This is a genomic window from Arthrobacter sp. N199823, assembly GCF_002929705.1.
Classification (GTDB): domain Bacteria; phylum Actinomycetota; class Actinomycetes; order Actinomycetales; family Micrococcaceae; genus Specibacter.
In genome coordinates this window covers 1-12385 of sequence record NZ_PJIN01000003.1, presented here as the reverse complement: position 1 = coordinate 12385, position 12385 = coordinate 1, and the positions used below count along the sequence as shown (strand labels likewise).

The following is a 12385-nucleotide window of genomic DNA, read 5'->3' as shown; positions in this document are numbered from 1 at the left end:
GCTATTTTCCAATCTGCAATCCGGATTCGTACATGGCCTTGGCCCGGTCCACCACTGCTGCGTTGGACTCATAACCGCGTTGGGCCATGATGAGCTGGCCCATTTGGGAGGCAAGGTCAATGTCGGGGTATCTGACATAGCCGGCCTCGTCGGCCAGGGGATGGTCGGGCTCGTGCACCATGCGCCCTTCGGCGTCACCATAGGCTGCTCCGGCAACGTACACGCCGGAGTCCCCTTCACCGGCTTGGGCGATGACGTAGCGGGCACGGAACGCGTCGTCGCCGGTGGCAGTGACGGTGTTGACGTTTGCCAAATTGTCCGAGACCGCATCAAGCCATTTGCGGTGCAGGGTCAGGCCGGTGGAGGCGATGCCGATTGCGTCACTCACTATTGTGACTTCAGCGCTGTGCGCATGCCATTGAATTCGCTGTTGACCGCCTGCGCGGCAAACTGGTATCGCAGCACTGTTTCAATGTTTGAGAGCGTTTCGGTGTCAAGGTTGACGTTGTTGCCGTTGAGCTGGGTGGGTTCCAGGGAGCGTTCGGTGGTGGCACGCACGTCACCGTCCCGGCGGCTCACGGATTCGGCCAGCGCTTCTTCAAATTTCACCCTCTGGGCTGTGTAGCCGGGGGTGTTGACGTTGGCAATATTGTCGGCGATGGCGCGTTGGCGCAGGGACAAGCCGTTCAGGGCGCTTGTGAGCGCCACTGTGACCACAGAATCAAGCACTGCGCTCTTCCTTGACGAGATCCGGCGGCCGTTCCTTGGCCAAATGGTCGAGCGATCCATGCTCAACAGTGACTATCGGACGCCATGATCGTGCGGTAAGAAAGTTTCACAACAATTCTCATCCCCTGCGCCGGGTGGCTGCTGCTAGCCCATGACATCCAAATAGACGGCCGACGTCGTTTGCCGGATGGGAGCCAGCGTGGCCAGTTCGGCCGAAGCCGCCTGAAGCGAGTCGCGCAGTTTGGTGATGGTCAGGATCTGGGCGCTGGCCAACGTGCCGGCCCGTGTCCGCAAGGATTCGGGCATGGGGGCCAGATCATAGGGCGGGGTCCAGGGCGGTGCTGCGGGATCCTCCAGCAAGAGCTGCGTTTCGAGCTCATCCAATACACGGATCCACTGCTCCGTGAGCTCCGACAGATCCGCAAGTTCCTTCAGCTCAGCCAGATCTGCAAGCTCTGCGACGCCTGGCTCGTCGGGGCCGGCGGCAAATTTCTGCTCGCTCTCGAGCATGGGCCAGATCATGAGCTGTAGCTGCCACCCTGGGCCGCCGGCATGGCGCTCATGGGGAGAGCAGCCGCCTCATGCCAGGCAAGCCGGAGCGGCTCCAGCAGGGCAATGCATTCCTGGGTGAGCAGGCGGTCTCGCTGAATGTTGGCCTGCACCAACGTGGACCCGGCATGGTTGTAGATGCCCAGCAGCTGATCGGCGCCGTCCCACAGTTCCGGCATCAGCGAACCCGACAGCTCGGCGATGATGTCCTGGGCGTGAAGCAGGTTTTCACTGGCCGTTAACCAGTCTTCGGATGTTTGCGCGGTTTCGGCACGGGCAAGATCCAGCAGGAGCCTGTCATAGAGCATCGTCAGGAGCCGGGCCGGAGGCGCCGAGAGAATGGCATCACGCTGGTACGCGTTGAGCGCCTTGGTGCGGTTCGGTGTAGTGATCATTTCTGGCTGCTTGCTGCGTCCATGGAACTGATTTGGGCTGTCAGCCAGGACTGTTGCGACTGCATCTTGCTCATTTGCACCTCAAGGGAAGTGTAGACGGCTTGCAGGGATGAGCGGCGGTTGGCCAGCCTCAGGTCCCAGTCAACAATTTGGGCATTGAGGTCATTGATGATGCTTTCCTGCCCCTTGACCCGTTGCGTGAGGGCGCCGTCGATCGGGTCGGAGATTGACTTGGCCGTCTCAGCAACACGGGAGGCGATGGTTTGGAGCATCTTCTCCGCGGCAACGGGGTCCTTGGCGTAGGCGGCGGCAAAGACATCCGCGTCAAAGGCCAAGTCACCGTTCTTGGTGGTGTTGATGCCAATGGTTGCCGGGGACAGGCCATCCACCGGCGCGGTGGCGGCCGTAAACAGCTTCGTCTTGGCATCGGAAACTGTCCTTTCGCCGGTAAACAGCCCGCCCTTGGCGCTGGCAGTGCCACCCGTCCCAGATCCGGAGGTTACCGTCGACTGGGTGAAGATGGAGCCGAGAATGACGTTGACGGCGCTGGCCAGCTCCTTCGCGGCCGCCGTGACCTTGCCGGCATCACGGGAGACGGTGACGGCGACGGGGTCTGGCGAGAGCTTGTTGACGGTGATGTCGATGCCGGGGGCAATGGCCGCAAAGGTGTTGCTGGCCGAGGTGATGGACTGTTCGGCAGCTGTGCCGGCCCAGAGGGTCACTTGGGCGTCCTGGCCTGTACGCAGGGTGGCCGAGCCGGCAACCCCGGCCAGGCTCACTGCGGTTCCAGCCTCAACCTCGGCAACGGTTCCCTGGTGGGCGGTAAAGGCGTTGGCCGTGCCGGTGTCCTTGGCCGTCAGCTGCAGCCTGAATTGAGGGTCACCGTTGACGTCCACGCCGGAGGCGACCTTCACGGCGGAGATTCCGGCGGCTGAGTGGTTGATGGCGTAGGCCATGTCGTCGAGGGAGCCGGTTTCGGCGCTGACCTCGGTTTTGGTGCCGTCGGCCTTGGCGAAGGTCATGACGGCCGGCGTTGTAGGCCATTCCTTCATGGGAGCGCTCACCATTGAGTGCGCCTGGGCCAACTTGTTGACGGTCAAGTCGAGGCTTGTAGCCTGGGCACCGGCTCCAATTTTCGCCGTGATGGCGTCGGAGGAAGATGTGGCCTGGTACATGTCCAGGCCGCCAGCCTTGGCCAGGGCGGCTGCCTGCGTGGTCAGGGCAGCAAATTTCGTGTTCAGCGCCTGCATGGCCGTCACCAGGGCGGTGTCGGTGACAACCTTGCCCTTCATGAGCGTCTGCGGGCGGGCCTCGGCGGCAATGAGCGCATTGATGATGGCCGTGGTGTCCAGCCCGGACGTCAGGCCGTCGATTCCCATGCCCATGAGGCGGTTCCTTTTCGCTGTGCTGTGGTGAGTGCTTGATGCTGGGGTTTCCGGCAATGGCCACGGGAGCGACTTACGCTCCCGCGGCCACCGAAGGGGTGCCGGCTATGACGCCAGCGGGCTACTCGATTTAGCCGAGGAGCTTCAGGACGCCCTGGTTGGCCTGGTTGGCCTGGGCCAGCATGGCCGTTCCTGCCTGGGACAGGATGTTGGAGCGCGTGAAGCTGACCATTTCAGAGGCCATGTCCACATCGGTGATGCGCGACGCGGCAGCGGTGAGGTTTTCCTTGCCAACGTTGAGGTTGTTGACTGCCGACTCCAGGCGGTTCTGCACAGCACCGAGGTCGGCGCGGGCCTCGGAAACGAGCTTGATCTGCTCGTCGATCTTGCCCAGGGAAGCCTGCGCCTGCGCAGCCGTGCCGAACTGCAGCCCGGTAGCAGTCGTAGGTGCACCTGCGATACCGGCAGCCAGACCGGCTCCGGAGGTGAGGTTATCGGCATCCACCAGCGTGCCGCCGTCCTTTGCGGTTACCACGATGGCGTTGCCGCCACCGTTGGCGTCCTTCTCCACGCTCACCGTGAAGTTGGCTGCGAAGTTGGCGTCCTTGCGAAGGGCCGTGGCGTAGTCCTCAACACTGGTAATCGTGCCAGCAGTTCCGAGGTCGCCCGTCGTAACCGTGGTCGCTACGCCGCCCTTGGTCGTGGTGAAGGTTGCGACGCCGCCAATAGTAGCGACATCGGCAATGGCGAACGTCGATCCAGTCGCCGAGCCGCTGGCGCCGAGATTGCCCGCGATGGTCGCCACATTCGCCTTGGACAGGTCAACGGAGATCTGGTTGCTCGCGTTGCCGTCCGCCCCGACCTGGAACGTCATTTCCGCCGTCGACCCGTTCAGCAGCGCCTTGCCATTGAACTTTGTGGCCTCGGACATGCGGGTCAGCTCGTTGGTCAGCTGATCCGTTTCCTTTTTGATGGCGTCGCGCGAGTCCGAGTTGTTGGAGTCGTTGCCGCCCTGGACGGCCAAGTCGCGCATGCGCTGCAGCATGGAGTGCACCTGGGTCAGGGCGCCTTCTGCTGTCTGGACAACGGAAATGCCGTCCTGGGCGTTGCGGGCGGCAACGGTGTAACCGTTGACCTGTGACTTCAGGCCCTCGGAGATGGCCATGCCAGCTGCGTCATCGGACGCGCGGTTGATGCGCAGGCCGCTGGAGAGCTTCTCCATCGACTTTCCCAGTGCATTCTGGGTGGTGCTGAGGTTGCGGTAAGCGTTGTTTGCCGCGAGGTTGGTGTTGACTTGCATGCCCATGAGTAAATCCTCCGTGAGTTTTGGGTATTGTCCAAGCCGCCCATCCATGGGCAGCTAACCCACACTGTCGGCACCCAGGGGCACGCCGTAAGGTACATCACCGCCGCAATCTCACTCCCCGGTCTCACCGCCCAGTCTCACTACCCGGCGGCCGGGACCCCCGGCCTGTGGGGCACGTCGGCCATGGCCAGGCGGGCACGCGTGGCACCGCCATAGCTGCGGGTGCCCAACTCCGCCAGGTAGTCCTCGCGGCGGGAGGCCGCGATCCGGGAGTGGGCAGGGGACTGCGCAGTGGACGTTGCCAGATAGTGCCGTTCCAACCCGTCCCGCAACAGCCGCATCCCTTCGGTGCGCTGCTGGGACACGGCGGAATGGCTTGAACCCAGCTCGGCGGCCAGTTCCTTGACGCTGCGATCGTGGTAGTAAACCTGTTCAACCACGTAGCGCATCTTGGCAGGCAGCGCGGAGACAGCGTGAGCCAGGAATTGCTCATGCTCGGCCTGCATCAGCGCGTTCTCGGGGCTTTGGGAGGTGTCGGCCACCATCTCGGAAATGACGTCCGTCAACGGCATGATGGTGCGGGTGGCATCCATTCGAGAGGCCTCAACCACGGCCCGTTCAACGCCCATGGCAGCGGCCATTTCATCCACAGTAGGAACACGGTTGAGCGCGTTGGTCAGCGTCTCCTTGACGGCCACCAACTCGCCCATTCTGGTGCGGGCACCCCGGGTGGCCCAATCGTCGCGGCGGAGTTCGTCCGCAAAGGCACCCTTGATGCGGCGTCGTGCGTAGGCGCCAAAAGGCACACCGAGCCCTTCATCGAAGGATTCGGCGCAGTGGATGAGGGCAATGGCCCCCACTTGAGTCAGGTCTTCCCGGCTCAGGTGGTCTGCGCGCATGCAGATCTCCGCCACTAGGTACCCAACCAGTGGCAAATTTTGCACGACTAAGTCGTCGCGCTCAACGCGATTCAATTGTTTGCCCCCTAGGCAATTCATAAGAGTGCAGCGACGGCACACCCCCAGAAATCAGCGGCCGTCAACAGCGCACATATGCAAGTAACTGTACGACACGATCAGGCTCTGGAATTGGCCCACACAGGTCAGGGTGGTTCTTTGCACGAAAAACTCTCTAACCGGACAGGCCTTATTGCCGATAGTCTCGTAATGAAACCAAGATTGGGCCGATGAAAGGACTTATTCCATGGGTCCCGAGGAACTAACAACTTTATTGTGGCGTGAACGGGAACTGCTCGAACTTCTAGTTTTCAAGCTGGAGGAAGAGCACTTGATCCTCACGTCGGGCAAGACCCGGTGGCTGGACAACGCCACCCGCGAAGTCAGCCATGTTGTGGAACGGCTTCGCGCCGCCACGTTGGAGCGTACGGCAGTCGCCGGGGAGGTGGCCCTGAAGTGGGGTTTGACGGACGAGGCCGGCTTGCTGGAATTGGCAGACGGAGCCCCTGACGGGCCGTGGCAGGAAATCCTGAGCGACCACCACAGCGCCATGATGAACACTGTGGAGCAAATCCGTGGCCTGCGGGACACGAATCTGCAATTCTTGCGTGCCGGCTTGCGGTCAGCTCAGGACACAGCAGCCAACATGGCCACCGAGGCTGGCACCTACGACCACCGTGGACACACCAGCCAGGACGCCGTCGCCCGGCTCCTGGACGAAAGCGTCTGAAGCCTAATTGAGGAATATGTGAGTACTTTTAGTGGCTTGAACACGGCCTTGTCGGGGCTAAATGCGGCGCGCACCGGCTTGAACACCACCGGCCAGAACCTGACCAACGTCAATACAGCCGGTTACACACGCCAGCGCGCGGAATTCTCTGCGCTTGGTACACCCGCCCGCGGCTCCCTGAACGATTCGGGCATCAAGGTGGGCCAAGGCGTCGGCGTCAGCGGCATCTCACGCTTGGGCGATGTCTTCCTGGAAGCGCGCGTCCGCACCAGTTTCTCGGCTTCCGGCTACACCGGGGTCCGGGCCAATGCACTAAACAGCATCGAGGAGACACTCAACGAGCCGGGCCCCAACGGCATTTCCAGCCAGTTGCAGGGCTTTTGGACCTCATGGCAGGGCGTCTCAAACACTCCCGGCGACGCCGCCTCCTCGGCCGTGCTGCTGGAAAAGTCGGCAACACTCACCCAGAGCATCGCCTCCGGGTACAAGGCAATGGATGCCCAGTGGTCCCAGACCCGCGGCAGTGCAGACACTGTGGTCAAGGACATCAACGGCACAGCCGCCCAGGTTGCGGCACTGAACAAGCAGATCCGTGCAGCCACGGCCGCTGGAACGCCCAACAACGAACTCATTGACCAGCGAAACACGCTGACCGCCAAGATTGCCCAATTGACTGGCGGCACCACCCGGGAGCTGCCTGACGGGACCAATGAGATCCTGCTGGGCGGAAACGTCCTGCTGTCCGGCAGCACGTCCAATGAAGTGAAACTTTTCGGCGCCACCAAGATGGCCCAGGGCGGCCCGGTGCAACTGGAATGGGCGCACCGTCCGGGTTCCGCTGTTGACCTTGATGGCGGCAAACTCGCCGGCATGTTGTCCGTTCTGAAACCGGCCGAGCTCGATGGCAGCGGCGGCATGATCGCCCAGACAGCAGCCTCCTACAACACCATGGCCCGGAAGTTGGCGGACACGGTCAATCCCGTTTACAAGGGCGGCGTTGCCCCCGACAAAACCACGGGCAACGACTTTTTCGAGTTCACGGCCGGCGTTCCCGCGGCGCTGGGGCTCACGGTGGTGCCCAAGGATGCCGGCAGCATTCAGGTCGGCGCTCCCAACGCCGGCGGCAAGGACGGCTCAATTGCCGCGACCATCTCCCAGCTGGGCATCGGCGCGGATTCACCGGACACCGTGTGGAGCGACACCGTGGTGCGCCTTGGCGTGGAGATTCAGAGCGGCCTTCAGCAGGCGGTTCTGGCTGACATGTCCCTGAACAACGCGGTTGCCAGCCAGCAGTCAAATGCCTCGGTGGACATTGACGAGGAGAACGTGAACTTGTTGACCTACCAGCACGCCTATCAGGCTGCTGCCCGTGTGATGACAGCCATTGATGAGGCACTTGACGTCCTCATCAACCAAACCGGAAGGGTGGGCCGCTAATATGCTGAGCAGAGTCACCATGACCACCAATTCCACTGCGGCGCAGCGTGGGATGCAGGCCAACGCAGTGAAGCTCGCGGAAGCGCAGTTGCGGGCCAACACGTTGCAAAAGAACACCCGGCTCTCCGATGATCCCGCCGCGGCTGCCGATTCCCTGGCCGTGCGGGCGGCGCAGGCCCAGGCCGCCCAGCACGCGCGTAACATTGACAATGGCGACGGCTGGCTCACCATGGCAAACGGGGCCCTGGATACGTCCGTGACATTGTTGCAGCGCGTGCAGTACCTCACCCTCCAGGGAGCCAACGGGACCATGACACCCGAAGCCAAGGAAGCCATCGCGGCTGAGCTTGATTCCATCAGCAGCGAATTGCTGGTCCAGGCCAATACGAAATTCCTGGGCCGGACCATTTTCGCCGGAAATTCGGATGCCGGCTTCGCCTTCGAGGGCACTCCTCCGACGTTTACGGGCGAAGGGAACAGCCCTGTCGTGCGGCGCATCAGCGGCGAGGCAACCATTCGGGTGGACGCCGATGGCGCAGCCATCTTTGTCAATGGCGCGGAGTCGGTGTTCGAACAGGTCTCAAAAATAGCCGCAGACCTTCGCTCGGGAGCCGATATTTCCGGCTCGATCGACACAGTCAACGCCGCACTGAACAATGTGATCGGCCAGCGCTCGGTGGTGGGCGCCCGCCACGCGGCGCTGCTGCGGGCCAAGGATTCCAACGTCAATGCCCTGGTTGACTTAGAATCCCAGCGTGCCAGCGTTGAAGACCTTGACCTGGGCAAGGCAATCCTTGACCTGAAGACGCAGGAGCTGGCCTACCAGGCATCCCTGAGCGTCACGGCGAAGGTGCTGTCAACCACATTGATGGACTTCCTGCGATGATACCGGCCGCCATAAACCTTGAGCGCCTGCTTTTCCTGAGCCCGCCGCCGGGACTGGAACCCAGCACGGATTTCACGCTGGCCCAAATTGCCGACACCCCGGGTCTTTTTTCCCTGACTTCCCAGCACGGCGCTGCAAGACTTTTTGTGCTGGATCCGGCCGTGTATGTGCCGTCGTACACACCGCGGCTGCCGGTGGCGGAACTTGCCGCCATCGGCGCAGATCCGGAGTCGGCCTTGGTGCTGGTGGTGGTGAACCCGGGAGGCACGACCACGGTGAACCTGTCGGCACCCATAGTGGTCAACCCCTCCACGGGCGCATGTGCCCAAATCATTTTGGACGGCACCGACTGGCCGTTGCGCCACGTGCTCTCCCCCATCTAAAAAATCTGTGTGGCAGTTGTTAGATCAAATCCACCCAAATTCGGGCAAATCGATTCGACAACTGCCACACAGGTGGAGAGATGAAACCGCAGCTCTGGCTAGTTCAAGTAGCCGTTCGGGTTCAGCACGTACTTCGTGGCAGCACCGGCGTCGAACTCGGCATAGCCCCGCGGCGCATCGGCGAGAGAGATCGCCTTCGCGTTGACGTTCTTGGCAATGGAAACCTTGTCATGCAGGATCGCCATCATCAGGCCACGGTTGTACTTCATAACGGGGCACTGCCCCGTGGTGAAGGACAGCGACTTGGCCCAGCCGGTGCCCAAACTCAGCGACAGGGCGCCCTTTTGAGCCGCCGCATCGATGCCGCCCGGGTCCCCCGTGACATAAAGGCCAGGAATGCCCAAGGACCCGCCGGCAGCTGTAATGTCCATGAGCGAGTTCAGGACTGTGGCTGGAGCCTCGCCCGCGCCGTGCCCGTGGCCCTTTGCCTCGAAACCAACGGCATCCACCGCGCAATCCACCTCGGGCACACCGAGCAGCTGTTCGATCTGGGCACCCGGTTCACCCTCGGAAAGGTCGATGGTCTCGCAGCCGAAGGTACGTGCCTGTGCCAGCCTGTCCGCGTTCATGTCACCGACAATAACGACGGCGGCACCCAACAAGTGCGCCGACGTTGCCGCAGCCAGGCCAACCGGTCCGGCCCCGGCGATGTAGACGGTGGATCCCACACCCACCCCGGCTGTGACGGCACCGTGGAAGCCTGTGGGGAAAATATCCGAAAGCATTGTCAAATCGAGCATCTTCTCGAGCGCCTGGTCCCGATCCGGGAACTTCAGCAAGTTCCAATCGGCGTAGGGAACCAAAACATACTCGGCTTGGCCACCCACCCAGCCGCCCATGTCAACGTAGCCGTAGGCGCTGCCGGGACGGTCTGGATTGACGTTGAGGCAGATGCCCGTTTTACGTTCCTTGCAGTTGCGGCAGCGGCCGCAAGCAATATTGAAGGGTACAGAACAGATATCACCCACCTTGATGAACTCCACGTCCGAGCCGACTTCAACTACTTCGCCGGTGATTTCGTGGCCCAAGACTAGGTCAGAGGGGGCTGTGGTGCGTCCTCGCACCATGTGCTGATCCGAGCCACAAATATTGGTGGCAACGGTGCGCAGGATGACGCCATGGGGAACTTTTCTCCCCACATTGGCTGGGTTGACGCCCGGCCCGTCCTTGAGTTCAAATGTTGGGTAGTCGATGTCAATGACCTCGACAACTCCCGGTCCCTTGTAGGCAACGGCTTTGTTTCCTGACATGGTTTTTCCTTCCCAGTTAGTTCAGAAGACGCCATTGTGGCGCTTCAAGTGCAATGAGAAATCAACCCCCTGACGCCTTATGTGGCACCCTGAAAACACGTAGATGGTGCACGGGATTGAGGGTGGTCAGCAGGGTTGTTGTCAGTCTAGGTGGGGCCGCCAAAATATGTAAGGGGCCTCCTCATGAGGGGAGTACGCCGGGGCCTGGGTCGCAGAATTTGCAGCTACGCACCGTTGTTCCAACAACGGTGCGTAGCTCTTGGACTGGCGTACCATTACGTCCTAACGAGGCGCAGGCGCAGAGTTGCCCCGAGCCGGCAAGCCTTTAATATAGGCCGCCTGCCCGCCATGTTGCACACAATCATCGAGAATGCTGATGAGCCGAACACCGAGGGTCACCGGTGGATCCCAGCGTTCATCCACGATTCTCTCGAGCTCGGCATCCGCCAAACCACCCACATACTCCAGGCTCCGCGCCAGAACCGCTTCGAAGTACTCACGCAGCAAGTCCATGGAATCAACATGAACCGCCGAGACCTGCTCCGTGGAGTGTCCGTAACCGGTATCGTCCGGGTTTAGCTCGAACGCAAAGCGTGCCGCATACCCTCCGCTGCGCCAAATAGACGGCGACCCCGCCACATCGGCAATTTGTTCGTCCTGTCCGCGCGACAGGTGCCAGACAAGCCAGGCGATGGAATTGCCGCTCCCGCCGGGGCGCCAATTGGCCTTCTGCGGCTCCAACCCGTCCAAGACACCGCCAACTATGGTGCCAATCCTGCCAAAAGCGTCAGTCAATAACTCCGAAGTTCTCATGACCGCCATGCTTCCACCGCGAACAGCAACTGTCGAGGGGCCGGTCCATTAGCGACCGCCACCCGGGGGGGTGCCCCTATGTATTTTGTCAAGCAGCTTTTAGTTCCGGAAGATCGTAAAGGGTTTTGTCTCGAAGCAGGGCGAAGAGGACTGTGAGTCGGCGGTGGGCTAGTGCGATCAAGGCTTGGTTGTGGCGTTTTCCTTGGGCGCGTTTCCGGTCGTAGTAGGCGCGGCTGGCGGGGTCGAATCTGATCGAGGCGAAGGCAGAGAGGAACAGCGCTCGTTTCAGGCGTTTGTTCCCTGAATGGCTGACACGTTCGGATTTGATCGAGGTACCTGACTGGCGTGTGGTCGGCGCTAAGCCTGCGTAGGAGGCCATGGCTGCGGCGTTAGCGAAGGTTTTGCCGGAGATCTCGGCAATGATGATCGCTGCGGTCCTGACGGCGATCCCTGGCATGGATGTCAGGACCGGGTAAAGAGGGTGGGCCTCCACCATTTTCTCGAGGTGAGTGGCTACGTCAACGCGTTGGGCATGCAGGGAGATCAACTGATTGGCTAGGTGTGGGATCACTAGTGCGGCAGCGTCGGTGCCGACCACGATAACGCTCTGTTTCTCCAGTGCGGCAAGGATTGTCGTTGCCCAGGCGGTGTGGCGCCGTGCGCCGTGCTTCTTGAGTTTCGCAGCGATCCGCGCTTTGCCGGCCTGCTTGAGTTGGGCCGGCGTGGGCCAGGAGGCGAGGACTTCAAGGACGGCGTCGTGATCCAGCCAAGGGCCAATGACGCGTTCCAGGGGTGGGTGGATTTGGGTAAAGAGCCCGCGGATTCGATTGCTCGTTTGCGTGATCTGGCGTGCCAAGTCCAGATCAAAACCCGTGAGCATGCCCAGCGTCGCTTCATCCTCATCAGCAACCTCGATGCTACGGAGGGTGTGAGGCATAGTACGGGCCGCGTCCGCGATGATGAACGCGTCTTTTTCATCGGTTTTCGCCGTTCCCGGGTACATATCCGCGATCCGTCGCATCGATAACCCGGGCAGGTAGGCGACCGGGATACCCAGGTGTTGAGCGAGCGCGACGGCTAATGCCCCGATGGTCGCGGGCTGATCCACGACAACAAGAACACTGCCCCTGGCGCTGAGGTCTTGATAGACGGCGGTGAGCTTGGCTTCGTCGTTAGGAAGGGTCCGATTCCAAATTTTCGTGCCATCTTTAGTGACGGCGCAGGCCCAGTGGTCGGTTTTGCCGACGTCGAGGCCTAGAAAGATCTGGACGTCATTAGTGATCATGGCTAGTGCTCCTTTGAACTAGTTCTTGTTCAAGGTCGACCAACCATCGGTAGCAAAGTCTTACATCCACGTTATGACAGGCGTCCATATTTTTGGCGCCGCGCCCCTAATCAGCAATCACCTCGCTGCCATCCCAATCTCGGTGGCAACACCCCCCTGTAAGTATTTGAAGTGGCTAGTCTGTGACTGGCTGGCAGGGTAGGTAATGGTTGTTCTTTCAT

Annotated in this window: 14 protein-coding genes; 4 read left to right on the top strand and 10 right to left on the bottom strand. The window is 61.3% G+C overall.

Annotated features, from left to right (window positions below; translation table 11 throughout):
• Window position 1: 1 nt before the first annotated feature.
• From CXQ93_RS07205 to CXQ93_RS07175, 7 genes are all read right to left on the bottom strand, one after another.
• Window positions 2-391, bottom strand: coding sequence for a flagellar basal body rod protein FlgC (locus CXQ93_RS07205; protein WP_104109795.1), 390 nt, complete (start codon window positions 389-391; stop codon window positions 2-4).
• Window positions 388-729: a flagellar basal body rod protein FlgB gene (flgB, locus tag CXQ93_RS07200; RefSeq protein ID WP_103465196.1), complete on the bottom strand. Its 342-nt coding sequence runs from the start codon at window positions 727-729 to the stop codon at window positions 388-390. The genes CXQ93_RS07205 and flgB overlap by 4 nt, the downstream gene beginning before the upstream one ends.
• Window positions 730-873: 144 nt before the next feature.
• Window positions 874-1239: a hypothetical protein gene (locus CXQ93_RS07195; protein WP_104109794.1), complete on the bottom strand. Its 366-nt coding sequence runs from the start codon at window positions 1237-1239 to the stop codon at window positions 874-876.
• Between the two features lie 8 nt (window positions 1240-1247).
• Window positions 1248-1673, bottom strand: coding sequence for a flagellar export chaperone FliS (fliS, locus tag CXQ93_RS07190; RefSeq protein ID WP_104109793.1), 426 nt, complete (start codon window positions 1671-1673; stop codon window positions 1248-1250).
• A complete protein-coding gene (fliD, locus tag CXQ93_RS07185) occupies window positions 1670-3058 on the bottom strand; it encodes a flagellar filament capping protein FliD (RefSeq protein ID WP_104109792.1) in 1389 nt (462 codons plus the stop codon). The genes fliS and fliD overlap by 4 nt, the downstream gene beginning before the upstream one ends.
• A 130-nt stretch (window positions 3059-3188) precedes the next feature.
• Window positions 3189-4364 carry a flagellin gene (locus CXQ93_RS07180; RefSeq protein ID WP_104109791.1) on the bottom strand — a complete coding sequence of 392 codons (1176 nt, stop codon included), beginning with the start codon at window positions 4362-4364 and terminating at the stop codon, window positions 3189-3191.
• Window positions 4365-4504: 140 nt separating this feature from the next.
• Entirely contained in the window at window positions 4505-5362 is an 858-nt protein-coding gene (locus CXQ93_RS07175) for a sigma-70 family RNA polymerase sigma factor (RefSeq protein WP_258068689.1), read from the bottom strand.
• Window positions 5363-5567: 205 nt separating this feature from the next.
• On the opposite strand from CXQ93_RS07175, the gene CXQ93_RS07170 reads away from it, so the two are divergent.
• From CXQ93_RS07170 to CXQ93_RS07155, 4 genes are read left to right on the top strand one after another with little or no spacing between them, the layout of a single operon-like run.
• Window positions 5568-6050, top strand: coding sequence for a flagellar protein FlgN (locus CXQ93_RS07170; protein WP_104109789.1), 483 nt, complete (start codon window positions 5568-5570; stop codon window positions 6048-6050).
• A gap of 18 nt (window positions 6051-6068) precedes the next feature.
• Entirely contained in the window at window positions 6069-7487 is a 1419-nt protein-coding gene (gene flgK / locus CXQ93_RS07165; protein WP_104109788.1) for a flagellar hook-associated protein FlgK, read from the top strand.
• 19 nt (window positions 7488-7506) lie between these two features.
• Window positions 7507-8373 (top strand): flagellar hook-associated protein 3, encoded by an 867-nt coding sequence (locus CXQ93_RS07160; RefSeq protein WP_258068688.1) that lies wholly within the window; start codon window positions 7507-7509, stop codon window positions 8371-8373.
• On the top strand, window positions 8370-8756 hold the full coding sequence (locus CXQ93_RS07155; protein ID WP_104109786.1) for a flagellar assembly protein FliW: 387 nt from the start codon (window positions 8370-8372) through the stop codon (window positions 8754-8756). The genes CXQ93_RS07160 and CXQ93_RS07155 overlap by 4 nt, the downstream gene beginning before the upstream one ends.
• A gap of 98 nt (window positions 8757-8854) precedes the next feature.
• On the opposite strand, the gene fdhA is transcribed toward CXQ93_RS07155, so the two are convergent.
• The 3 genes from fdhA to CXQ93_RS07140 form a co-directional block, all read right to left on the bottom strand.
• Window positions 8855-10066, bottom strand: a complete 1212-nt coding sequence (gene fdhA / locus CXQ93_RS07150) for a formaldehyde dehydrogenase, glutathione-independent (RefSeq protein WP_104109785.1) — start codon at window positions 10064-10066, stop codon at window positions 8855-8857.
• Between the two features lie 282 nt (window positions 10067-10348).
• On the bottom strand, window positions 10349-10879 hold the full coding sequence (locus CXQ93_RS07145; RefSeq protein WP_104110270.1) for a DinB family protein: 531 nt from the start codon (window positions 10877-10879) through the stop codon (window positions 10349-10351).
• An 88-nt stretch (window positions 10880-10967) separates the two neighbouring features.
• Complete coding sequence (locus CXQ93_RS07140) at window positions 10968-12164, bottom strand: IS110 family transposase (RefSeq protein ID WP_104109784.1); 1197 nt, start codon at window positions 12162-12164, stop codon at window positions 10968-10970.
• Window positions 12165-12385 lie beyond the last annotated feature (221 nt).

Bases quoted from the DNA above. Each gene is read 5' to 3' on its own strand.
- CXQ93_RS07195 (WP_104109794.1), bottom strand. From the start codon at position 1,239: ATGCTCGAGAGCGAGCAGAAATTTGCCGCCGGCCCCGACGAGCCAGGC.
- fliS (WP_104109793.1), bottom strand. From the start codon at position 1,673: ATGATCACTACACCGAACCGCACCAAGGCGCTCAACGCGTACCAGCGT.
- fliD (WP_104109792.1), bottom strand. From the start codon at position 3,058: ATGGGCATGGGAATCGACGGCCTGACGTCCGGGCTGGACACCACGGCC.
- CXQ93_RS07180 (WP_104109791.1), bottom strand. From the start codon at position 4,364: ATGGGCATGCAAGTCAACACCAACCTCGCGGCAAACAACGCTTACCGC.
- CXQ93_RS07175 (WP_258068689.1), bottom strand. From the start codon at position 5,362: ATGAATTGCCTAGGGGGCAAACAATTGAATCGCGTTGAGCGCGACGAC.
- CXQ93_RS07170 (WP_104109789.1), top strand. From the start codon at position 5,568: ATGGGTCCCGAGGAACTAACAACTTTATTGTGGCGTGAACGGGAACTG.
- CXQ93_RS07160 (WP_258068688.1), top strand. From the start codon at position 7,507: ATGACCACCAATTCCACTGCGGCGCAGCGTGGGATGCAGGCCAACGCA.
- CXQ93_RS07155 (WP_104109786.1), top strand. From the start codon at position 8,370: ATGATACCGGCCGCCATAAACCTTGAGCGCCTGCTTTTCCTGAGCCCG.
- fdhA (WP_104109785.1), bottom strand. From the start codon at position 10,066: ATGTCAGGAAACAAAGCCGTTGCCTACAAGGGACCGGGAGTTGTCGAG.
- CXQ93_RS07145 (WP_104110270.1), bottom strand. From the start codon at position 10,879: ATGAGAACTTCGGAGTTATTGACTGACGCTTTTGGCAGGATTGGCACC.
- CXQ93_RS07140 (WP_104109784.1), bottom strand. From the start codon at position 12,164: ATGATCACTAATGACGTCCAGATCTTTCTAGGCCTCGACGTCGGCAAA.